Consider the following 21,195-nt stretch of genomic DNA (forward strand, 5'->3'; position numbering starts at 1 on the left):
CGACTTGGGATCTTAGCCTGCTTCAGATAAGCTAAATGGGTCTAAAGATAAGTCATATTCCTTGTTATTGACTGTAGTGGTGAGTTTCACACTTGGCAATCTCGCTTTGTTTGACGCAGTCAAGGATAAGCGCTGGTGGCGATGATTTGGCTGCCACAGACGCTAAGTCAAAATACTGACGGTTAAGCGGCATGCGAGATTGGTCTAATTAACCCCATGTTTTTCTATGGTTTTGTATTATTTAGCTACGCAGTGAATGAATTGCAGCAACTATTAGCGCCACTATCTTAGGTTCCCTTATGCTTATTTAGTTGCCTTAGGCATGTTTGTTATTTGTAAATTTTCTAAGTTATTTTTTCATTAAGGATATTCAGTGTCAGGTGCGAGTGAGCAACAATTAGTCGAAGCCATTAATCAGGTAATGCCTTTTGGTAAGTACAAAGGTCTTAAATTATTAAGGTTACCAGAGCCTTATCTCGTATGGTTTCATCGCCAAGGGTTTCCCCCGGGAAAACTCGGTGAGCAATTAGCGTTAATGTACGAAATTAAGCTCAATGGACTCGAAGCGCAATTTCAAGGCTTCTTAATTGATCGCTGATAATTTATCCAACTGATTGGCGAATGTGAGATCTGGACAGAATTTTAGTGGCAAGTGACTGCAGGGATTGCGCAGAATATGGTATTGCTTAGTCATAGTAAGGCTGTCATTGGGTCAGTCACAGAAGGATGCCTCTAATGAAATTAAAATTATCTGGAATGTTTGCTGCAGTTGTTATGGCGTGTTGTTCAATGTCAGCCCTTGCTGATGAAGCGTATCAAGGCAAAGTACTTGAAACCATGAATGCTGGCGGTTATACCTATGTACAAGTACAGCAAGGTGACACGAGTATTTGGGCTGCGGGTCCTCAGGTGGCTGTGAGTCAAGGTGATGTGGTGTCATTATCTGGTCAAAGCTGGATGAAAGATTTTACTAGCAAAACCTTAAACCGTACTTTTGATAAGATTTTATTTGTCGGTAAAATCGACAAGCAATAATTTCAGTTCGGGTTTTCTAGTTAATAAAAGCAGCTATTTAGCTGCTTTTATTTTGGCTATAGGTTTTTATACTTCAACTAGGTAGATGGGTTATGTCAGTGGCATTAATGACACCAGATTTTTACATTATTGCTTACCATAAAGATTATGCCTTGGCGGTGAGCGAGTTATTTCATCAGGCAGTACAAGGGATTGAGCATCCAAGTTATTCATTGGCACAAATTAATGCTTGGTCCAGTGCGCCGCGTTCAGCACGTCATTGGCATCAAAGGTTATCTCGCAGCCAATCTTGGTTAGCTGTACTGAAAGAGCAAGGTACTTGTATTGGTTTTATTAATGTGGAATCAGGCTTTAGAGAGCTTGGCTATATTGATAGTTTATATATTGACCCAGCCTATCAAGGACTAGGCGTCGGCAGCCAATTAATCGCTAAAGTGATTACTTGGGGACAAGATGCTAGGCTTTCACAGTTAACCCTTGATGCTTCTTATTTATCGCGGCCGTTATTTAGTAAACATGGATTTGTGCAACAACAAAAAATCTATCAAATTAAATCCGGGCAGATTATCCCAAGTTTTCAGATGAGTCTTGAATTATGACATCCTTTAAGATTTGCGCTTATGTTCCAGCCGACATTCCGCACCTGATTTAGGAATAAATTTGTCGATAGCGTTCGCCTAGCACGTCGAGAATGATCTGTTGGTCCACCGTGAGTCCCGTAACTTGAGGTGGCGCTTCTCCCAACTGGTATTCGTGTACCCCGCCAAAGCGTAAAAAAATCCACCGCGCTGTCGGTTTTTGCGTGGGTTTCTTTTTCATGTCCGCCACACTGCGATTCTGCTCTACTAAACCCTGCCGGATCCGGTGCTCTAGCGCCGCATAAATCATCAGGCTACTGGTCATCACCATCAGCAATGCTTCGATACGTTCCGGTTTTTTAAGATACAACGAGGAGGTTAAAAATTCGGGACTTTTCAGAAAGCGAAACCCACGCTCGACGTTTTGCTGGGCTTTATAAATTGCCAACAGCTCAACCATGGTGAGCGTTTCACTGTGATCATTGGTCGCGAGGATGAACACCCCTGTCTGGTTGCGCGCTTCTGCTACCCGCGCCAAGCTACTTGCGGCTAACCCCTTGATGTGAAATTGGTAGCTCACCGGCACTTCACCCTTTTGCGGCCTTCCGCGCCCAGCATAGAGAGGTTCACTCACGACCTCTGCTTCCAGTTGCAGCAGATTTAAGCTGGCAGCAAAACGGGCTAATTCAGCCTGCGCATCGGCCTCGCAGGCAAAACGCTGGGCACATAATTTGTTGAAGGCTTTCAGCTCACGCGTGCTGTCTTTAAGTAGATTTTTGGCTAATGTTTGCTGCTCACGGTGGCTAGCCTGTTCGCTGCGCACCAGCAACCAACGCTGCGCGACGTCGGCATAATTGGCGCTTTGCCAACAGCCATGATAGCCATTGCCCAGCGCGACCAGCGACTGGGTGCCAATGGTTGCCACGGCCCGCTTGGCCTCATTGAGTGTGACAGGCACTCGAGTCACGAACAACTGTTGCTGTTGAGCCAGTAGTTGCAAGGTATCAGCGCAATACAGCGCCGCATCGCCGACCAGGTAACGACTCTCCTGCGCGGCCTTGAGACTGCTCAAGTGGCGCCGTACGGTCTGGGCAAAGGCCTTGGTATCATTACTATTACCACTCAAGGCCTGCATGTAGATGGGCAGGCCGGCCTGATTTTCGCAGATAAGTTCTAGGATAACCTGGTTCAGCTCGGGCCGATGGTCGCGGCTATAGCCACGTACCAATTGCAACTTACCGAGCTTTTCGCCATCGGTTTGGTCATAGGCGCCATCGACGTGGAAGCTGGTGATATCGAGGTGCACTGCCGTACTTTTGAGCTCCAATCGCTCTACGACCTGTTCCGCCATCACCTGATAAAGCGTGCTGACATCGGCCTCAAAGAGGGCATCAAGGCAGCGGCCGAGCACGTCATCATTGAGGTCATCGGCACAGATCCCCGGGCCAATCAGACGCTCTACAGGCTTGTTGGCAAAGAATTGCGGGAACATGTGCAAGGTCGAACTATGAAAGCCAAGACCATTCAGTATCATCGCCACCAACGCTTCACCATGTGAAACTTTGTAGGGCGGCGTTTTGGGGAGCACCGCATCAATCATGCGAGCAATGCCGAGTTCTTGGCAAAGTGCAGCCACCAAACCAAGGTGGTCGAGGTTACGAATAGCGATAGCGGGAGTGGGCATAATGATCTACCTGCAAAAAGTAGTAATAGATCAGAATGGCCGATCGCCGTCAAGTTTTTTTAAATCGAAAATTAGGTGCGGAATGACGGTTCCAGATGATGCTTCATTAATTGCTGAGGCCTTTCGTGCTCGTTTGTTGTCTAGCGTAAATTAAGAAGGGGCTAGCAAAGCCGGTAGTTATGTTAAGGACGCGCGCATATCAACCGACTTTTGGCATGAGCATTTGCAAACGCAATACACTTGGGTTGCCAAAGAACAAACGCAAGTCATAGGGCTGGTGAGTGTGTACTTTAAACAAGATAAACCCTATATCCAGTTTTTGTTTACTAAAGCAGGTGAACATGGCGTAGCCACTGCGCTGCATCAAGCCATGATGCAGCACTTAACACAGCAGCAAATAGAGACAGTTTATGTCGATGCCGATGTCAACAACGCTAGCTTTTTTGATCGCCGCGGTTTTGAAAGATTGACTGATGACAGCTTTGACTCTGCAGCGGCTGTGTGTCTACATAAAAGTATTTCGTAAACAAAGCATTGCGTAAGCAAGGCCATATTAATCAAAGCGCTATAAACCAAAGCTTTGGTAAAATAAGTTAATCTATCAATACGCTGATGCGATTAACCCTTATTGAGTGATTAGCCTTTGATGGCTGAAACCAGTATCGATTCGTTATGGCTAATATAGTTAACCGTCGGTAACGCATGGCTGGTTAAATCAGCATATTTTAAAAAGTCGATAAAGGCCGAAGGCAAGGTTATATTCGGCACAGTTTGCTGCCATTCCCGTCGCAATAATGGATCGTAGCCTTCTTTCCCCATAACGGTATAAGCGCTCGATACTCCAGTGTAAGCATTATCCGGCTCAACTTGGCGCCAGCCAGCATCACTTAAATATTCTAACCGCGTAATTCGCTGCCCTAATGGCAAGCGGCCATCGTAATCAAAGCGCAATCCCCAAGTGTAAGGAAAACTGCCAGTACCAGTGCCATAGACACTATTGTTAGTGGCGGCATTAATGGCGGACTCTAACGCCATTTGTAAATACTGACCTTGAATGTGATAACGCACCAGCGGAATTTCAAAGGGTAAAATACTACCCAAAATATCTGCGCGCGACACAGGCCCTGCGGCCAATGATTGTCTCACGCCGCCGGCATTATGTAAGGCAAAATCCACGGCCAAGTCTTGCTTGGTTTGGTTATACAAGCTTTGACTGACTAACGGTGCTAACTGACTGCCATGGGGAAACGCGCGCCCCGGTAAACGGTTATGCACGAAAGGGCGGGGAACTTGGCAGATAATGTCTTGGCGTAACTTAACTAAGGCCGGTTGATAGCGCTGTTTGACTATTTCATCAATTTTAGTGAGTGCTTGCTGACCTAGCATTAGCGGGTGTTTATGCACTTTAGCGCAAACATTGGCATAGTCAGCTTGACTGAGCGGTGACTCGCAGTCGAGTAACAACTGCTTGTCCTGCATAAAGTAATTGCCACCTTCAAGCAGTATAACCTTACCGCTATCATCAAATTCAATATCGGCCATGCCTAAGGTTTCAGCATACTTGCCAGCGTGAACTATTGGTGTGCGGTTATGGGTTTCGCCATACACTAAATTGCTTAGCCCAAGGTCACTAAAATTGCCTTGCAGCGTATGGCTATGGCCGCCCACAATCAGGCTTATGCCTTCAACATCTTGGGCTAAGCGTCTATCTCCGTCTATGCCAAGATGACTTAACACTATGATGTGATAAATACCCGCTTGATGCAGCTTAGCTATGGTATTGCGGGCAATTTCATGAGCGCATAAAAACTGAGTATCAGCGTCGATATTGGCAATTTTAGCCATGTCGGTCAGCGTGATCCCAAAAATAGCTAACTGCTTATCTGCTAAAGGTTTTAATAACACTTTGGCACAATTATCTTGTGGATCTACATCAAATAGACGTGGATGGCCATGTAAGCTAGATACTGAGGCGTTGGCCTCGGTCAACATATTGCCTGCCAGTAAAGGGAAATTAATGGTGTTTAGAAAATTAACAATCGGCGCACTGCCGCCATCAATATCATGGTTGCCTAGCACCATGGCATCTGGTTGCAATTCGTTAAGCAAGTGAGCGTTTGCTAACCCTTTAAATTCACGGAAATAAAGGGTGCCTTGAAAACTATCGCCGCCATGCAAAAACAAAAACTCTTGCTGGCATTGTTTGGCTTTCTCTCTGGCTTGTTGGAGTTGATAGCCAATTCTGGCCGCGCCACCGCTATGACAGCTAATCCGTACGGGCGAGCCTTGATGATCCACAATAAACTGCACCTTGCTAGGTTCAAAGTGGGAGTGGGGATCATTGATATGGGTTAGAGATAATCGATAACGCATGAAGAAATGCTCAGAACGAAATGAGATGTAGAAGGCGGGGAATTTCCCCGCCACAGTACTTAGTTGGAAACTTGTTCAAAATCACCATCATCGGATAAACGTATGCCTTTATCTTGCATACGGCGTTTCCATAATCGACGGGCTAATTGCTGCATGTCAGCGGCAGGATCGTTTAAATCAACGATTTCAAGACCCAACATAGATTCGATAATATCTTCTTGAGTGACAATCCCCAAGCCAGAACCATACTCATCCACCACCATGGCAATTTGGGTATTACGCTTAATCATGCGCTCAAACAGCGGCAAAATTTTTGCGGTTTCAGGCACGGCCATCAGACTACGCTTAAGCGCATCAATCGGCTCATCTGGCGTGTCGCGGCTCGCTAATAAGATATCAGTGCGATTCACATAACCGACGATATCATCATGATCGTTAGCGTACACAGGAATGCGAGTAAAAGGTTTATTGATATGTTGGTCAATAAACTCTTGCTGACTCATGCTGATTGGCAGAGAAAACATCACGGTTCTTGGCGTCATGATAGCTGTTACTGGCACATCTCTGGCCTGCAACATTTGAGTTAGAATTTTCGACTCTTGCGCTTCTAGCTCACCATTCTCATGCCCCATTTTGGCCATGGCACTCATTTCTTGACGAATATATTGGCCATCGTCGCCTTTACCCATTAACTGCGTCACTTGCTTAGACATCCAAATTAATGGCAGGGTGAGTTTTTCCATCCAATACAAAATATAGGTAACGGTTGGCGCTAATGAACGCCAGTAGTTTGCCCCAATAGTCTTTGGAATGATTTCGGAGAAGAACAGAATAATAAAGGTTAATACGCCGGAAAACACCCCTAGCATATCATCGCCAAATACTTTAGCTGCTTGCGCGCCTGCGACTGCAGCACCGACAGTGTGGGCTACTGTGTTTAGCGTCAAAATAGACACTAAAGGCGATTCGACATTTTCTTTTTGCTTGCTTAATTTGGCAGCCGCGTTGGGATTAGTTTGAGTTAAGTTGGCAATATAGCTAGGTGTTACAGACAGTAATACCGCTTCGAATACGCTACACAGAAAAGAAACAAACACAGCGACAAGGATGATTATGATGAGGGTAATCATAACGATTAAATTACAACTCCGAAATTTAGGCCAACATTGACCGAGAGCAATCTTACCATAGAATCATAACCCACATTGACAAAAATCACCGCTGACTAGCATTCCCCTACATTAATACTTGAGCGCAAGAGTCGTGCGGCTAGCGTCTAATAAGCATGGCGGCATCATTCCCTGTGCGGGGTTTATCGAGTGCTAATCGCCCGATAGCCTAACTGTGACTAGCGTAATAGGGCCTGCATGAGTATAATTCGCCGCCCCGTGGCCAGAATTCGTTGTTGAGGTTAGCCAAATGAGTGAAAAGAAGATCAATTTATTAGACCTGGATCGTAAAGCGATGCGGGCATTAATCGCGGAAATGGGAGAGAAGCCATTCCGTGCTGATCAATTGATGAAATGGATCTATCATTTTGGTGTCAGCGACTTTGAAGAAATGAACAATATCAATAAGGTATTGCGTCAAAAGTTGGCTGCTCGCTGCGAAATTATCGCGCCTGAAATTTCTAGTTTTCAAAAATCTGTTGATGGCACTATTAAGTTTGCTATTAATGTTGGCGAAGGTCAGGAAGTTGAAACTGTTTATATTCCTGAAGAAGACCGCGCGACTTTATGTGTGTCATCACAAGTGGGTTGTGCGCTGGAATGTACTTTCTGCTCGACCGCCCAGCAAGGCTTTAACCGTAACTTGACTGTGTCTGAAATCGTCGGTCAAATCTGGCGTGTGTGCCATTTCTTAGGTTTTGCTAAAGAAACCGGTGAGCGCCCTGTGACTAACGTAGTGATGATGGGTATGGGTGAGCCGCTGCTCAACTTAGCCAATGTGATCCCGGCCTTAGACATCATGCTGGATGATTTCGGTTTTTCATTATCTAAGCGCCGCGTAACCGTATCAACCTCAGGGGTTGTACCTGCGTTAGATAAATTAGGTGATGCGATAGATGTCGCTTTAGCCGTTAGTATTCATGCCCCCAATGATGAACTCAGAAATCAACTGGTACCGGTTAACAAAAAATACCCGCTCAATGAATTTTTAGCCGGTATTCAGCGTTATATCGCAAAATCTAATGCTAACCGTGGCCGCGTGACTGTTGAATATGTGATGCTCGATCATATCAACGACAGCACAGACCAAGCCCATGAATTAGCTAAGTTGATGGCAGACACACCTTGCAAGGTGAATTTGATCCCATTTAACCCGTACCCAGGTTCGCCTTATGGTCGCTCGTCTAATTCTCGCATCGATCGCTTTTCAAAAGTATTAATGGAATACGGTTTGACTGTGATTGTGCGCAAGACCCGTGGCGATGACATCGATGCTGCTTGCGGTCAGCTGGCGGGTGATATTCGTGACAGAACTAAGCGTCTGGCAAAAAAACAAATGCAACAAAGCCAAATTTCAGTCAGAATAGACTAACTCTTTGTTTACGTTTAATTAGGGCAAACTTACTATGCAGCATAAGTCAAAGTTACTGATGACATGGGTTGTAGCTGCTGCTCTTTCTGGTTGCGTAACTGAGCAAACTTATTCAGGCACAGATATTCAAGTTAAACAGCGCACGTTTGATCCCGTGGCCGCTGCGAAAGAAAGAGTTCAACTAGGTTTGACCTATTTACAAAAAGGGAATAGTCAACAAGCCAAATTTAACTTAGATAAGGCAGTGTCTTTTGCGCCTAATCTGGAAGAAGTCCATGTGGCCATGGCGTATTATTATCAATCAGTGGGTGATGATAAACGTGCCTTGGCCGCCTACGAAGATGCCGTTAAAAGCTCGAAGGTCAGCGGTGATGCGTTAAATAATTTTGGCGTGTATTTATGCCAACAAAAACAATATGCCCAAGCTGAAAAACGATTTTTACAGGCGATTGCACAACCAGAATATACCAGAGCAGCCTCGAGTTATGAAAATTTAGGGCTGTGCAGTCAAGAAGCTGGACAATTGACTAAAGCGCAGGACTACTTTAATTCTGCACTTAAATATGACCCCCGACGCATTACGTCCTTGCTGGCGTTAGTTGAAATCCCATTAGCTCAACAAGATTTTGTCGAAGCTAAACAGTCTTTAGGGAGATTTCAACGTGTAGCTGCAGATACGCCGCAAAGTCTTGAGTTGGGGATACGGATTGAACAAGGTCTGAATGACTCGGAGGCGGCTAAGCGATATGGGATCCAATTGCTAGCCACATTTCCTTCCTCCAATCAGGCCAAAGAGTATCGGAATAGTTTACAGCAATGACACAATCACACACTGAAATATCCGAACCAACCCCAGCCGTTACCCCCGAGGTAATACCGCCAGCGGGTCCAATATTACAAGCGGCGCGTTTAGCTAAAAATTTGTCGGTCGCCGATGTCGCCACCCGCATGCATGTACGGCCCTCGATAGTTGAAGATATCGAGCGTGATTGTTTTGACAACATAGCTTCGCCTATTTATGTCAAAGGTTATGTTAAAAACTTTGCTCGTATTGTTGGCGCCGATGAAGCGGCCATTAAAGCGAGTATTTATGCGCAGTTGCCGAGTGAAGAAAAGCCGGTGATGCAAAGTTTTTCGCGTAAAACCACCATTAAAGCGCGCGATAGCCGCTTGATGTTAGTCACTTGGTTAATTGCGTTTGTGTTATTGGCATTAATGGTGCTGTGGTGGGTGCAAAAATCCAATACTGACACCTTAGTTGATTTATCTAAGCCAAGTATTGAAGAAGTGGCGGCGATTCATTCGACGCCAAGCTTAGCCGACGATGCCGATTTACTGCTCGCGACTGAGGCCGATGCCTTAGCTCCTGGAATCACCGCTGAGCAATTACAGCCTGAAGATACCGCTACTACAGTAGACGCGCCTATTGATGGCGCCGCATCATCCCCAATCAATGCTGGCGCACAATCTGCGCCAGCATTAACACCCTCTGCGGTTACTGCGCCAGCCACAAATACACAATCAACTGCACCAGTTATCAATTCAGCGGCAAACTCTGCCGCGACGCCAATGATTACCCCTGTAACGCCACCGGCAAGTACTGCAGCCACTGATGTGAATGTGAGCACAGGTCAGGGCGAACTGAGCCTTAGCTTGAGTGGTGATTGCTGGATGAAAATCATTGATGGTAGCGGTAAGACCTTAGTCAATGGGGTTAAAACAGCCGGTTCAGTGATGAATTTACAAGGGGATACGCCGTTTAAAATCATTATTGGCGCTCCTAACGCAGTGACCATGACCTTTAATGGCGCCCCAGTTTCTTTATCTGCCTATCAAGACAAGGTTGCCCGTTTTACGCTGCCAAGTCCTATGAGTGAATAAGCGAGTATTAGATGTTTAGTGAATCTCCTATCAAGCGTCGTCAATCCAGCCGGATTTATGTCGGTAACGTGGCTATTGGTGATGGCGCGCCGATTGCTGTGCAGTCAATGACTAACACTCGTACCACAGACGTTGAAGCCACGGTGGCGCAAATCCGCGCTCTTGAAAAAGTTGGCGCTGATATTGTGCGTGTGTCTGTGCCGACCATGGATGCCGCTGAAGCATTTAAGCTGATTAAACTGCAGTCCAATGTGCCGTTAGTGGCTGACATTCATTTCGATTACCGTATCGCTTTAAAAGTGGCTGAATACGGGGCAGACTGCCTGCGCATAAACCCTGGCAATATCGGCAATGAACAGCGCATTCGCTCTGTGGTTGAATGCGCCCGCGACATGAATATCCCTATTCGCATTGGCGTTAACGGTGGTTCATTAGAGCAAGACCTAATGGACAAATACCGCGAGCCAACGCCAGAGGCGCTGGTAGAATCAGCCATGCGCCACGTGGATATTTTAGATCGTTTGAATTTTGATCAATTTAAAGTCAGCGTTAAAGCATCTGACGTGTTCTTGGCGGTGGAGTCTTATCGCTTACTGGCAAAACAAATTATTCAGCCGTTGCACCTTGGCATTACTGAAGCGGGCGGGGCGCGCGCGGGTTCAGTTAAATCAGCGGTTGGCTTAGGCATGCTACTGGCAGAAGGCATTGGCGATACGTTGCGGATTTCACTGGCCGCCGATCCTATTGAAGAAATTAAAGTGGGCTTTGATATTTTAAAGTCACTGCGCATTCGCTCTCGCGGCATTAACTTTATTGCTTGCCCATCGTGTTCAAGACAAGAATTTGATGTAATTTCAACGGTTAATGCTTTAGAGCAGCGTTTAGAAGATATAGTGACACCTATGGATGTGTCTATTATTGGCTGCGTGGTTAATGGTCCAGGTGAAGCTCTTGTTTCTCACATAGGCTTAACTGGTAGTAACCGTAAGAGTGGTTATTACGTTGATGGTGTGCGCCAAAAAGAGCGCTTAGATAATGAAGATTTAGTTGACCAACTCGAAAAGAAAATTCGAGCTAAAGCCAGTTTACTGACTAACCGAATCCCAACGAGCGACGCGTAACACCCGCTGAGTTATCTTTTATCCCCCTGAGCCGATGCATAGCATCGGCTCATTAGCTATAGGTGCTCGCCTTTTTACCAGCCAGCGGTCTTTGCAAACTAGGTTAGCAGAGTATTGATACGCCTAGAGTTGCGGCGCTTTCCTCGCCGTTAACCTCGCCTTTTGCGCTGGTTTAAGTATATAATGCGGGCGGTTTTTAATTTACAACGATATCGACGAGTCTAACGTGGCAAAACAGATCCAAGCGATTCGCGGAATGAATGACATTCTGCCAACACAAAGTCCTATTTGGCAAAAAGTAGAAGCAGTTTTACGCCATACCGTAGCATCTTATGGTTACAGTGAAATCAGAACTCCGATTGTTGAAAGCACAGATCTATTTAAGCGATCTATTGGCGAAGTGACCGATATCGTTGAAAAAGAAATGTACACTTTTGCCGACCGCAACAGTGATAGCTTAACTTTACGTCCAGAAGGCACAGCCTCAACCGTACGTGCCGGTAACGAGCATGGTTTGCTGTATAACCAAGAGCAGCGTTTATGGTACATGGGTCCTATGTTCCGTCACGAGCGCCCACAGAAGGGTCGTTATCGTCAATTCCACCAGTTTGGTGTGGAAGTCTACGGCATAGGTAGCGCTGACATTGATGCTGAAGTGTTATTGTTATCAGCCCGCTTATGGCGTGAGCTGGGTATTACTGAGCATGTAACATTAGAGCTCAATACCTTAGGCGACTCGGCTGAGCGCGCTCAGTACCGCGATGCCTTAATTGCTTTCCTTGAACAGTTTAAAGATCAGCTGGATGAAGACAGTCAGCGCCGTATGTACACTAACCCGCTGCGCGTGTTAGATACCAAAGATCAAGCCGTCCAAGCCTTATTAGTCGGCGCGCCAGCCTTGATGGATTATTTAGGTGAAGAATCTAAAAATCATTTCCAGCAGTTGTGTGAACTTCTTGATGGTGTTGGTATCCAATACCGCATCAACCCGCGCTTAGTGCGTGGTTTAGATTATTACAACCGCACCGTCTTTGAATGGGTCACAGAGAGCTTAGGCTCACAAGGCACAGTATTGGCAGGCGGTCGTTACGATGGTTTAGTGGGTCAATTAGGCGGTAAAGATACCCCTGCCGTTGGCTTTGCTATGGGACTAGAGCGCATTGTGCTCTTGCTCGAAACTCTCGAATTGACCCAAGATATTGGCCCTGCGGTTGATGTTTATGTGATGGCATTTGGTGACGCATGTTTAATTGCTGCGACTCAATTAGCAGAAGAGTTGCGAAACACTCACCCAAGCCTTAAGGTGATGACTCACTGCGGTGGTGGCAACTTTAAGAAGCAAATGAAGCGTGCTGACAAGAGTGGTGCTCAAGTGGCGCTTATTCTTGGCGAAGATGAATTAGCTGCAGGTAAGGTAGCGCTTAAGTCGCTGCGTACCAATGACATGCAACAACTGATTGATAGAAGTCAATTAGCTCAGGTGTTAACCGGTCTGATTTAATAAATAAAGAATAAAAACGTAGGGGATGCGCGTGGAAATTTATAGCTCAGAAGAACAACAAGTCGACGCAATCAAACAGTTTTGGACAGACTATGGCACCTCCATTTTATTAGGTGCTGTGGTGGGCTTAGGAGGCTTATATGGTTGGAACTATTACTCTGACCAGCAATTACAAGCCGCTGAAACTGCTTCAGAACATTACCAAGCTTTAGTGGTAGATCAAGCCCATAGCGCAGCTTTCATTACCAAGGCAGCGCAGTACTCGCAAGAGACTAATCAAGTGGGTTATCAGGCCATGATGGACCTGATGTTAGCTAAAGCTGCCGTTGAAGCTGGTAAGTTTAGCGAAGCAGAAACTGCGTTAAAGCAAGTGATTGCTGATAAGCCTGGCGCTGGTTTGGACATGATAGCGACTATCCGTCTGGCTCGCATCCAAGCGCAGCAAGAGCAATATGCTGTGGCCTTAACCACGTTAGAGCAAGTGACAGATTCAGCTTTTGCTGCTCAACGTGATGAATTAAAAGGTGATTTTCTGGTGCGCCAAGGGGAGCTGGATAAAGCTCGCTTAGCTTATCAAGCGGCCGCGGATGTTGGCGGTTTGAATGCTAGCCCAGTACTGCAAATGAAAATTGATAACCTCAATAAGGCATAAGGAAAAGGCCGATGACATCCTGGTGTAAAACCCTATTGGCAGCCGCTATGGCAGCCTCATTACTGACAGCATGCGCGTCTAGTGATGTAGAAGAAGAGCCCGTTAGCGAACTGACAGAGATTAATGCCACTGTCTTTCCAACCATTAGTTGGAGTGCCAATGTTGGCGATGGCGTCGGGGCGTTTTACTCCCAACTTCAACCTGCTGCAGGTTACGGTAAAGTTTTTGTCGCTGACAGAAACGGCATAGTGATCGCATTTGATGAAAACACAGGTCAAGAAGTTTGGACTCAGGATTTCACTCAGGCCTTTAACGATAAGCCGTTAGTGAAAAACAAAGGTGCACGCTTATCCGCTGGTATTACCGCCGCGCGCGATAAAGTGTTTATCGGCAGTGAGTCTGGCTACTTAGGCGCGCTCAATGCTGAAACTGGCGCGGTTGAGTGGTATGCCGAGACCGATGGCGAATTAATGTCAAAGCCTACTGTCGCTGAAGATGTGGTGGTGGTGAATACTGGCTCTGGCGCTTTACAAGCCTTTGAAGTGGCAACCGGTAAAGACTTATGGCGTTTTGAAACCAATTTACCGGCGTTAACGCTGCGCGGTACAGGTTCTGCGTCTTATGAAGCCGGTGGTTTCTTTGTGGGTACTGCTGATGGCAAAGTTGCCGTCGTAGTTAAAGCCAATGGTCAACCTGCGTGGGAACAAGCTGTGTTCTCACCAAAAGGTGGCAACGAATTTACTCGTATGGCCGACGTAGATATGACGCCGCTAATTTTGGGCGATAATCTTTACGCAGTCAGTTATAATGGCAACCTAGTGTCGATGGAGCTACGTTCAGGCCGTGTGGTTTGGGCGCGCAAATACTCTAGTTTCCATAATTTAGCGAGCAGCGGCTTACAGTTATATTTAGTTGATGACAGCAGCCGTGTGTATTCGGTTGACCGTCGCAATGGCCTTGAAAGCTGGAGCAATTCAGAATTAACTCATCGCGAATTAACTGCTCCGGTAGTGTTTGGCGATTACTTAGTGGTTGGTGACTTTGAAGGTTACCTGCACTTTTTGGACCGTGCTAACGGCAAGATCGTTGGCCGTATCTTGATTGATGACGATGGACTGTACAGTCAACCTACTGTGGTTGGCGACAAATTATACGTACAGGGTCGCAGTGGTAAAATTGCGGCCGTAACACTTCCATAAATCAAAGCGTATTTTGATAAAGCCCCTGGAAGTTTTCCGGGGGTTTTTTATTGAAGAAAATAATGAGGCAAGAACATGATTCCTGTAGTGGCACTGGTAGGCCGTCCCAATGTGGGCAAGTCAACCCTATTTAACCGTCTGACTCGCACCCGGGATGCGCTAGTGGCTGACTTCCCTGGTCTGACTCGCGATCGGAAATATGGCCGCGCTTACCTGTCAGGTTACGAGTTTATCGTGGTTGATACTGGTGGTATTGATGGTACTGAAGAAGGCATCGAAACCAAAATGGCTGAGCAATCACTTGCCGCCATTGAAGAAGCCGATGTTGTACTGTTTTTGTGTGATGCTCGCGCTGGCTTAACGGCTGCCGATATTGGTATTGCTCAGCATTTACGTAGCCGTCAAAAAGTAACTTTCGTGGTTGCTAACAAAGTTGATGGTATTGATGCTGATTCTGCGTGTGCTGAGTTCTGGGCATTAGGCCTAGGCGAAGTGTATCACATGGCGGCTGCCCAAGGCCGCGGTGTGACTAACATGATTGAATACTCACTGGCGCCTTATGCAGAAGCCATGGGCATTGTTCGTGATGAAGATTCAGAAGAACAAGCTAATGAGCGTTTCTACACTGAAGAAGAAGCGGAAGCTGAGCAGGCTAAACTGCAAGATTTACCGATTAAGCTTGCCATTATTGGTAAGCCTAACGTAGGTAAGTCGACGCTGACCAACCGTATTCTCGGTGAAGAGCGTGTGGTGGTGTACGATGAGCCAGGTACCACTCGTGACAGTATTTACATTCCTTTGGCACGTGATGATCGTGAATACATTATTATCGATACCGCTGGGGTTCGACGTCGCAGTAAGGTGCATGAAACCATTGAGAAGTTCTCAGTGATCAAGACCTTGAAAGCGGTAGAAGATGCCAACGTAGTATTATTAGTGATTGATGCGCGCGAAGGTATTGCTGAGCAAGACTTAGGCTTATTAGGTTTCGTCCTGAACGCTGGTCGCGCCTTAGTGATTGCCATCAACAAGTGGGATGGTATTGATCAAAATATCAAAGAGCGCGTTAAAACTGAATTGGATAGACGCTTAGGCTTTATCGATTTTGCGCGTATTCACTTTATTTCGGCGTTACATGGCACCGGCGTTGGTCATTTATTTGAATCCATCAACGAAGCCTATGACAGTGCGACTAAGCGTGTCGGTACCGCTATGCTGACCCGTATCATGCAAATGGCGCAAGATGATCACCAACCACCTATGGTTAACAGTCGTCGCGTTAAGCTGAAATATGCTCACGCCGGTGGTTATAACCCACCAATCGTGGTTATCCATGGTAATCAGGTCAACAAGTTACCTGATTCTTACAAGCGCTATATGATGAACTACTATCGTCGTTCATTGAAAGTGGTGGGTACCCCAATTCAATTGCGTTTCCACGAAGGTGCGAACCCATTTGAAGGCAAGATTGATAAGTTAACCATGAGCCAAGAGCGTCGTCGTAAGCGTACTTTGTCGATGATCAAAAACAAGAAAAGCTAAGTCATAGACTTAATCAGTTTTACTTGTGCATTAAGGTGGGTCTAGCAATAGAGCCACCTTTTTTTTATGGGTGATTTTCGGGGCGGCAATCTTTTCACGCTTTACAGCGAGTACTTATCTATTCATTTACTTATCTATTTATGGTTATGCCTATGGCGTAAGCTTGAACCCGCTATAGTGTCCTAGTAGATGAGCTATGCGTGGGCGAAAGGTCAGTGCGTGACTTACCTAATTCATGTGAGTATTCCCTGATGATATTTTGCCCGTGAGAAATATCTGAATCAACGGCTTTGACTCGTGAGCTTTTATTCATTCTTGAACAAGAGAACTCGGACGAGTCAGGTTAATGCTTATTGCTTGCGTCGATACTAACGACTAACGACTAACGGCTTACAGTTTTGTGCTTAATGATTTGTGCTGATGCTAAGTGCTGAAGGATCCCCTCATAAATCGGCCATAGCATAGCCATATTTGAGTAACTGATTGGCGAATAATACCCACGCCGCCAGCAATTCTTTCTCCGTGATTTGATAATCAGGCCGCCTGAGTACCTCCAATCCCAAGCGAATCGTTGAGAGTACCGTTCGATGCCCAATGGTATTGGCCTGAAAATGCTTATCCCAGCCCTGTTGCTGTGCATGTAAACCAACTAGCCACAACAGGCATTGAACCATTAACGCAATCAGTAGGATGATGTCGAATCGCTCTGGACTGTTGGTACGACTTTGGCGTAAGCCAAAGCCTGAGGTCACGAAAGGTTTCCTCTATTTGCATACGTTTGGCGTACAGGTTTACCAGCTGTTTTGGGCTGCGAGATTCTGGTGGTAAGTTGCTGGCTAACACCCAAGGTTCTCTCGCCGCTGTTGAGTACGTTTTTGCTGATGGATGGTGGCAATTCGTCCTGGTTGAACGCTGATTTGTACGGCCCTTAGGTTTGCTACGATACAGCGTGAGATGGCAATTGATAGGGTTAGTTTTGGTCAAGGTCTTACAACCCAGGCTCTTCGCTTGACCGTTGGCCAAGTCATGTGTACTGCGCACTGCACGCCAATTTTCGGCACCAATATCTGCAAATTGAACTGTACCGCGAATACGGCTTAGCCAAAACCAACCATGTGCCTCAACCTCTTTGTACCAAGGCACTTTGAACCCCGCGTCAGTCACGATGAGAGGGTTACCAGAACAGATAAGGCTGGCATGCCATTGGTAGACCGCTAACCGCTCTTGATGCAGATGCGTGTTGCCGAGCAAACGATCAATGCGCTTGATGTTGTGCTTGGTTCGAGCCGTGGTTGGTAAATTTCGACCTAACTCAGTCAAGGTCAGTGTCTTACATTCAATCAGTGCCTTAGAGGCCAGCATCAAACTGTTTAATCGTTTTAGGTGAAGTTCTGGGCAGTATTGGTGTAAAGAATGTTGTAGGATATTGGCTTCGCGCATCTTGTTGTCCAAGTGTAGTTTTTGACGAAACCATTTGATCATGCAACAAGATGCGCTTCCACCCTAATTTGATGATTTATTTGTAAATTATCAGGGGATTCCTCAGTGCTAAGTGTTGAGCACGACTCAGTTATGGGGTAATGCTTAAAGCATGTGGGTATTACAGGCATAAAAAAAGCGCCCAATGGGCTAATGCCGATCAGTTAAGACAGATCGCTTGACGATCTCACTGAAAGGATCAAAATCCGATGACCCCATGTCATCGGATTTTTTTATGCAACTTTCAGAAGCTTTGGCGCGTACTCATATCAATCGCCATACCGAATTCACCTGTCTGGCCGATGTGCTTGAGCCTGATTTAATTCAGTCGTGCCTTGATTCACATGGTGTTGCCAGTTTACGGCGACGTAAGTTACCTATGGATGCCATGATTTGGGCGGTGATTGGTATGGCTCTGTTCAGAGGCGAGTCCGTCCGCTCTCTCATCAATAAGCTTGATATCGTCTTACCTCAAGAGGTGGATTACGTGGCTCGCAGCGCTGTCACGCAAGCGCGCAAGCGCCTGGGCTCTGACGTTATTCAGGATGTGTTTAAGCGAAGTGCCAAGACCTGGCATGAGAGAGCAGAGCATCCACATTGGTGTGGACTCAACCTCTACGGTGTCGATGGTGTCGTGTGGCGAACACCTGATAGTGAGCAAAACAATCAGGCCTTTGCCAAAACCGCCAACGCTGCTGGTGATGCTGCCTATCCTCAAATTCGTATGGTTTGCATGATGGAATTAAGCAGTCACTTGGTATTGAACAGTGCCTTTGATTCTGTTGCTGTCAGTGAAATGAATTTAGCCGCCGAACTGATATCCAGCATACCCAATAACAGCCTAACTCTGTTTGATAGAGGCTTCTATTCGTTGGGGCTTTTGCACGCCTGGCAACAGGCTCAACCTAACAGCCACTGGCTGCTGCCGTTGAAGAAAGGCACACAATATGAAGTGATACGCTCTTTAGGAAAACACGACCAATTGGTGCAGTTAACCACCACACCTCAAGCCAGAAAGAAGTGGCCTATGCTGCCTGACAATATTGAAGCTCGCTTACTGACGAAGACGGTAAAAGGTAAGTTGGTTGCCATTTTGACCTCATTAACTGACCCCTTGCGTTATCCAGGGGCTGAGATAGTGGATTTATATGCCCATCGATGGGAGATAGAAGTGGGCTATCGGGAGATGAAGCAGCATCTGCTGGAGAGTCGCTTTACGTTACGCAGTCAATTACCTGAGCTGGTTATCCAAGAATTGTGGGGGGTACTGTTGGCCTATAACCTCATCAGATACAAGATGGTGTTGATGGCTAAAAGCTTACCGTCGTTACATCTGAACCAATTGAGCTTTAGAGATGCGTCGAGTTATATCATTTTAAAACTGACTCAGCTGTCATCTCAAACGCCAGGGAATGTCCCGAGAGATGTCTTGGACATAGTGCGTAATGCGAGACAGTTCAAGCTTGATGGGAAACGGGATAGAGCCTATCCACGTGCGTTAAAAATGAGTAAAAACAAGTATCCCATTAAGCCTAAGAAAAATGCCGCTCACACTAAGTGAACGGCATTACCCAATGGGCGCTTAATTAACAGGGGATATTATGCAAAGGCCAGGAAAGGCGAGATACATAACAAGATACCTGTAGCGATAATCACGTATAAGCCTACACCTTTGTACTTGTGCAGTGCTGGCACTTGGTACACTAAGTAAGCTGGGATTAAACAGCCAACCATACCGAAGATTGGGCTACAAATCGAGGTGAAGCTCAGTACTGGGGCGTTAAGAACAATTGCGCTCCAAGACAGTAAGATAGTGAAGATCATGATGCCGTAGCCCACTTTCTTGCTATCAATCTTATCTTCTGGCATTACGCGGCGCAGTACGTTCATGGCTAAGCCTTGACATGCTTCACGGAAACCTAAGTACACACCAAAGTAGGCGGTCATTACTGCGAAGATGTTTAAGGTTAAGCTTAACAGTTTCAGAGTTGGGCCTGGTACACCTTGGGCAACCATAGCTAAGGCTGAAATGTTTTCTTCAGAGGCTTTAACCGCTTGGTCATGACCCATGGCTAAGGTAAATGATACTGCGTAGAAGAATACCACTACGAATAAGATACCAAAGGCGATGTTCATGGCACGCATAGCTTTAAAGCGAGCGACTTCAATCGACTTTTCCCGTGAGCGATATGAAATCACCATAGGGCTTAAGCTTTGAATGAATAAGATAGAGGTCAAGGTAAATGGCAGCATGATGATGGCATCTTTCATCCAATCGCCAGCGGCTGGAATGGTACCTATGTTATTCATGTCCCACTTATCAACCATCATCAGACCTAATAAAGCCACTACGCCTAATTTGGTCAGTACCATTAAGGTTGAGATCTTAAACAGCAGGTTTTCGCCGCGAGAGGCTAACGCCACCAAAATACAGATTAAGGCTAGACCGTAGAATGGGTTGTTAGACAGCAACTCTTTGGTGACACCAAAGCTTTGCAGGAATGAAGCACTGTCATTGGTGATAGCGGTTGAGTAGACAAACACCCAAATCACTAACATGATGAAGTAAAGTGCGCCCAGTAACATGCCCCAGTTTTTGCCTAAGTAGCCAGAAATGACACTTGGGTAATCCTGACACTCTTTAGACTCTGCTAAGGTGTTAATGAATAAGCGTTGGAACATATACATGGCTGGGTAGCCGATCACGGCAGACAGTAGGAATACCCACAATCCCATTAAGCCAACTTGTACAGGTAAGAAAACAATGCCGGCGCCAATCGCCATGCCAATGCTCATAATGATCCAGCCCCAATCCGTGCTATCAAAACGAGTCGCTTCTTTCCAAGCGGCTGTATCTTGACGACTAATCTCTTGCGGCCGTGCTGTCGTAGTCTGTGGTTTCATATAGTTACCTTATATATCTCTTACGAGGTATTATTTTAGTGTTGCGTCGTTTTTTGCAAATATATTTGAGAGTAATTATTTACACAACCTAAATTACTCAAATTTTTATGCAAACCTGACGAGGCTCACATTAGTCCGTAAACTGCTATTCTCCGCACTTTAATGCAACTTGCTCATAAATTATTGAAACTTTAGTTGCATTTTATTGTGAGTGTGCAAATAATATTGCAACTGAACCGATGGGTTCATTAAAAAATATTTGCAAGGATATCATTTATGAAAAAAATTATTACTGCTGCAACTGCTCCTGCTGCCATTGGTCCTTATTCTCATGGCACTAGCTATAACCAAATGATCTTCACCTCAGGTCAATTACCTGTGTGTGCTGTTAAAGGCGGCGTAGTAGAGGGTGGTATCACAGAGCAGTCAGTGCAATCGTTAGAGAACCTGAAAAGCGTGATTGAAGCTGGTGGCGGCACAATGGCAACGGTTTTAAAAACAACTTGTTACTTAGCTGACATTACTGACTTTGCGGCTTTTAATGCGGTATATCAGCAGTATTTCCAGCAAGACTGCCCGGCGCGTAGCTGCTTTGCCGTTAAAGACTTACCACTGGGCGTTAAAGTAGAAGTTGAAGCAATTGCTCACGTTTTAGCATAAGCATTTAGCATTCGCCTGACGATTCAGCGACTGAGTCGTTCGGGC

18 protein-coding genes and 1 pseudogene are annotated in these 21,195 nt (G+C 46.0%); 14 read left to right on the plus strand and 5 right to left on the minus strand.

Annotation, left to right across the window (positions count from 1 at the left end; all coding sequences use genetic code 11):
* Positions 1 to 373: 373 nt before the first annotated feature.
* The 3 genes from FJQ87_RS07055 to FJQ87_RS07065 all read left to right on the plus strand — a co-directional run bounded on the left by FJQ87_RS07055 (position 374) and on the right by FJQ87_RS07065 (position 1,634).
* Positions 374 to 598, plus strand: coding sequence for a DUF3820 family protein (locus FJQ87_RS07055; protein WP_276613161.1), 225 nt, complete (start codon positions 374 to 376; stop codon positions 596 to 598).
* 158 nt (positions 599 to 756) lie between these two features.
* Positions 757 to 1,035: an NrfJ gene (locus FJQ87_RS07060; protein ID WP_240778906.1), complete on the plus strand. Its 279-nt coding sequence runs from the start codon at positions 757 to 759 to the stop codon at positions 1,033 to 1,035.
* A gap of 92 nt (positions 1,036 to 1,127) precedes the next feature.
* On the plus strand, positions 1,128 to 1,634 hold the full coding sequence (locus tag FJQ87_RS07065; RefSeq protein WP_240778863.1) for a GNAT family N-acetyltransferase: 507 nt from the start codon (positions 1,128 to 1,130) through the stop codon (positions 1,632 to 1,634).
* A 49-nt stretch (positions 1,635 to 1,683) separates the two neighbouring features.
* Here the strand turns inward: FJQ87_RS07065 and FJQ87_RS07070 are convergent, their stop codons facing one another.
* Positions 1,684 to 3,297 (minus strand): IS1634 family transposase, encoded by a 1,614-nt coding sequence (locus tag FJQ87_RS07070; RefSeq protein ID WP_140931885.1) that lies wholly within the window; start codon positions 3,295 to 3,297, stop codon positions 1,684 to 1,686.
* Between the two features lie 196 nt (positions 3,298 to 3,493).
* On the opposite strand from FJQ87_RS07070, the gene FJQ87_RS07075 reads away from it, so the two are divergent.
* The gene (locus tag FJQ87_RS07075) at positions 3,494 to 3,823 is read left to right on the plus strand and encodes a GNAT family N-acetyltransferase (RefSeq protein WP_140931887.1); all 330 of its coding nucleotides are present in this window, start codon (positions 3,494 to 3,496) and stop codon (positions 3,821 to 3,823) included.
* A 110-nt stretch (positions 3,824 to 3,933) separates the two neighbouring features.
* On the opposite strand, the gene FJQ87_RS07080 is transcribed toward FJQ87_RS07075, so the two are convergent.
* The gene (locus FJQ87_RS07080) at positions 3,934 to 5,670 is read right to left on the minus strand and encodes a bifunctional metallophosphatase/5'-nucleotidase (RefSeq protein ID WP_140931889.1); all 1,737 of its coding nucleotides are present in this window, start codon (positions 5,668 to 5,670) and stop codon (positions 3,934 to 3,936) included.
* A 59-nt stretch (positions 5,671 to 5,729) separates the two neighbouring features.
* Positions 5,730 to 6,800, minus strand: a complete 1,071-nt coding sequence (locus FJQ87_RS07085; RefSeq protein WP_140931891.1) for a hemolysin family protein — start codon at positions 6,798 to 6,800, stop codon at positions 5,730 to 5,732.
* Between the two features lie 289 nt (positions 6,801 to 7,089).
* On the opposite strand from FJQ87_RS07085, the gene FJQ87_RS07090 reads away from it, so the two are divergent.
* The 8 genes from FJQ87_RS07090 to der all read left to right on the plus strand — a co-directional run bounded on the left by FJQ87_RS07090 (position 7,090) and on the right by der (position 16,107).
* On the plus strand, positions 7,090 to 8,211 hold the full coding sequence (locus FJQ87_RS07090) for a bifunctional tRNA (adenosine(37)-C2)-methyltransferase TrmG/ribosomal RNA large subunit methyltransferase RlmN (protein ID WP_140931893.1): 1,122 nt from the start codon (positions 7,090 to 7,092) through the stop codon (positions 8,209 to 8,211).
* 34 nt (positions 8,212 to 8,245) lie between these two features.
* On the plus strand, positions 8,246 to 9,031 hold the full coding sequence (pilW, locus tag FJQ87_RS07095; RefSeq protein WP_140931895.1) for a type IV pilus biogenesis/stability protein PilW: 786 nt from the start codon (positions 8,246 to 8,248) through the stop codon (positions 9,029 to 9,031).
* A complete protein-coding gene (locus FJQ87_RS18680) occupies positions 9,028 to 10,092 on the plus strand; it encodes a RodZ domain-containing protein (protein ID WP_168195155.1) in 1,065 nt (354 codons plus the stop codon). The genes pilW and FJQ87_RS18680 overlap by 4 nt, the downstream gene beginning before the upstream one ends.
* Positions 10,093 to 10,103: 11 nt before the next feature.
* The gene (gene ispG, locus FJQ87_RS07105; RefSeq protein ID WP_140931897.1) at positions 10,104 to 11,213 is read left to right on the plus strand and encodes a flavodoxin-dependent (E)-4-hydroxy-3-methylbut-2-enyl-diphosphate synthase; all 1,110 of its coding nucleotides are present in this window, start codon (positions 10,104 to 10,106) and stop codon (positions 11,211 to 11,213) included.
* A gap of 226 nt (positions 11,214 to 11,439) precedes the next feature.
* Entirely contained in the window at positions 11,440 to 12,714 is a 1,275-nt protein-coding gene (hisS, locus tag FJQ87_RS07110; RefSeq protein ID WP_140931899.1) for a histidine--tRNA ligase, read from the plus strand.
* 31 nt (positions 12,715 to 12,745) lie between these two features.
* Positions 12,746 to 13,366: a tetratricopeptide repeat protein gene (locus FJQ87_RS07115; protein ID WP_140931901.1), complete on the plus strand. Its 621-nt coding sequence runs from the start codon at positions 12,746 to 12,748 to the stop codon at positions 13,364 to 13,366.
* An 11-nt stretch (positions 13,367 to 13,377) separates the two neighbouring features.
* Positions 13,378 to 14,565, plus strand: a complete 1,188-nt coding sequence (bamB, locus tag FJQ87_RS07120; RefSeq protein WP_140931903.1) for an outer membrane protein assembly factor BamB — start codon at positions 13,378 to 13,380, stop codon at positions 14,563 to 14,565.
* Between the two features lie 75 nt (positions 14,566 to 14,640).
* On the plus strand, positions 14,641 to 16,107 hold the full coding sequence (der, locus tag FJQ87_RS07125; protein WP_140931905.1) for a ribosome biogenesis GTPase Der: 1,467 nt from the start codon (positions 14,641 to 14,643) through the stop codon (positions 16,105 to 16,107).
* A gap of 443 nt (positions 16,108 to 16,550) precedes the next feature.
* On the opposite strand, the pseudogene FJQ87_RS07130 reads toward der, so the two are convergent.
* Positions 16,551 to 17,547 (minus strand): annotated as a pseudogene (locus FJQ87_RS07130) (IS4 family transposase).
* 274 nt (positions 17,548 to 17,821) lie between these two features.
* On the opposite strand from FJQ87_RS07130, the gene FJQ87_RS07135 reads away from it, so the two are divergent.
* A complete protein-coding gene (locus FJQ87_RS07135; RefSeq protein WP_140934026.1) occupies positions 17,822 to 19,147 on the plus strand; it encodes an IS4 family transposase in 1,326 nt (441 codons plus the stop codon).
* A gap of 38 nt (positions 19,148 to 19,185) precedes the next feature.
* On the opposite strand, the gene FJQ87_RS07140 is transcribed toward FJQ87_RS07135, so the two are convergent.
* Positions 19,186 to 20,490 carry an amino acid permease gene (locus FJQ87_RS07140; RefSeq protein ID WP_140931907.1) on the minus strand — a complete coding sequence of 435 codons (1,305 nt, stop codon included), beginning with the start codon at positions 20,488 to 20,490 and terminating at the stop codon, positions 19,186 to 19,188.
* Positions 20,491 to 20,766: 276 nt separating this feature from the next.
* Here FJQ87_RS07140 and FJQ87_RS07145 point away from each other — a divergent pair, with 276 nt between their 5' ends.
* Positions 20,767 to 21,150 carry a Rid family detoxifying hydrolase gene (locus FJQ87_RS07145; protein ID WP_140931909.1) on the plus strand — a complete coding sequence of 128 codons (384 nt, stop codon included), beginning with the start codon at positions 20,767 to 20,769 and terminating at the stop codon, positions 21,148 to 21,150.
* Positions 21,151 to 21,195 lie beyond the last annotated feature (45 nt).

Source organism: Shewanella sp. SNU WT4, from assembly GCF_006494715.1.
Classification (GTDB): Bacteria; Pseudomonadota; Gammaproteobacteria; order Enterobacterales; family Shewanellaceae; genus Shewanella.

Coding starts and splice junctions, on each gene's coding strand:
- FJQ87_RS07135 (WP_140934026.1), top strand. CDS start 17,822: ATGCAACTTTCAGAAGCTTTGGCGCGTACTCATATCAATCGCCATACC.
- FJQ87_RS07060 (WP_240778906.1), top strand. CDS start 757: ATGTTTGCTGCAGTTGTTATGGCGTGTTGTTCAATGTCAGCCCTTGCT.
- FJQ87_RS18680 (WP_168195155.1), top strand. CDS start 9,028: ATGACACAATCACACACTGAAATATCCGAACCAACCCCAGCCGTTACC.
- FJQ87_RS07140 (WP_140931907.1), bottom strand. CDS start 20,490: ATGAAACCACAGACTACGACAGCACGGCCGCAAGAGATTAGTCGTCAA.
- FJQ87_RS07070 (WP_140931885.1), bottom strand. CDS start 3,297: ATGCCCACTCCCGCTATCGCTATTCGTAACCTCGACCACCTTGGTTTG.
- pilW (WP_140931895.1), top strand. CDS start 8,246: ATGCAGCATAAGTCAAAGTTACTGATGACATGGGTTGTAGCTGCTGCT.
- FJQ87_RS07065 (WP_240778863.1), top strand. CDS start 1,128: ATGTCAGTGGCATTAATGACACCAGATTTTTACATTATTGCTTACCAT.
- ispG (WP_140931897.1), top strand. CDS start 10,104: ATGTTTAGTGAATCTCCTATCAAGCGTCGTCAATCCAGCCGGATTTAT.
- bamB (WP_140931903.1), top strand. CDS start 13,378: ATGACATCCTGGTGTAAAACCCTATTGGCAGCCGCTATGGCAGCCTCA.
- FJQ87_RS07145 (WP_140931909.1), top strand. CDS start 20,767: ATGAAAAAAATTATTACTGCTGCAACTGCTCCTGCTGCCATTGGTCCT.
- FJQ87_RS07080 (WP_140931889.1), bottom strand. CDS start 5,670: ATGCGTTATCGATTATCTCTAACCCATATCAATGATCCCCACTCCCAC.
- FJQ87_RS07090 (WP_140931893.1), top strand. CDS start 7,090: ATGAGTGAAAAGAAGATCAATTTATTAGACCTGGATCGTAAAGCGATG.
- FJQ87_RS07085 (WP_140931891.1), bottom strand. CDS start 6,800: ATGATTACCCTCATCATAATCATCCTTGTCGCTGTGTTTGTTTCTTTT.
- der (WP_140931905.1), top strand. CDS start 14,641: ATGATTCCTGTAGTGGCACTGGTAGGCCGTCCCAATGTGGGCAAGTCA.